We start from the raw sequence: 684 nt of genomic DNA on the forward strand, positions 1-684 counted from the left end.
CGTAACAAGGTAGCCCTAGGGGAACCTGGGGCTGGATCACCTCCTTACCTATACGACTAACTCAATATTTGTTGAGTGTTCACACAGATTACTTGATAGAAGATAGAGCAAAGTATCGAAAGATATTTTTGAGGATTTTGATTCTTAATCAAGGCACTTGATGAGTCTCGCAGGGAGTGTGCTTTAGCACATGACTGAGAAACGAAGAAAGTAACGCCGAGTAAGGATTAAAAGACCAAAAAGAATGGGTCTGTAGCTCAGCTGGTTAGAGCGCACCCCTGATAAGGGTGAGGTCGGTGGTTCAAGTCCACTCTGACCCACCAATTCTTTTCTACTCTTCGTTAGTTTAATACTCGTTTAGCAGGCTAAACGTCGCATTAAACTGCCTCGATTAGAATGCGAATTGGCATAGTTAACGTAAGTTAATTCGATACATTTGTTCAACTGCATGTAAATGGGGCTATAGCTCAGCTGGGAGAGCGCCTGCCTTGCACGCAGGAGGTCTGCGGTTCGATCCCGCATAGCTCCACCATTTACTTACTTTTATAGTAAACATGCATAGTTAGAGAGGCCAAAGATAAAAGCGTATTTTATCTTTGGCTTTTTTAAGCCCGTTCTTTAACAATTTGGAAAGCTGATAGTATTTAATTGCAATGATGTCTGTTGTTGTAATTAATACAAATC

2 tRNA genes are annotated in these 684 nt (G+C 41.5%); both read left to right on the forward strand.

Annotated features, from left to right (window positions below):
- The first annotated feature begins 246 nt into the window (after positions 1–246).
- Positions 247–323, forward strand: a tRNA-Ile gene (locus G3R48_RS17150).
- A 133-nt stretch (positions 324–456) separates the two neighbouring features.
- A tRNA-Ala gene (locus tag G3R48_RS17155) sits at positions 457–532 on the forward strand.
- Positions 533–684 lie beyond the last annotated feature (152 nt).

Origin of the sequence: Shewanella intestini (assembly GCF_018221465.1) — a bacterium.
GTDB classification, from domain to species: Bacteria; Pseudomonadota; Gammaproteobacteria; order Enterobacterales; family Shewanellaceae; genus Shewanella; species Shewanella intestini.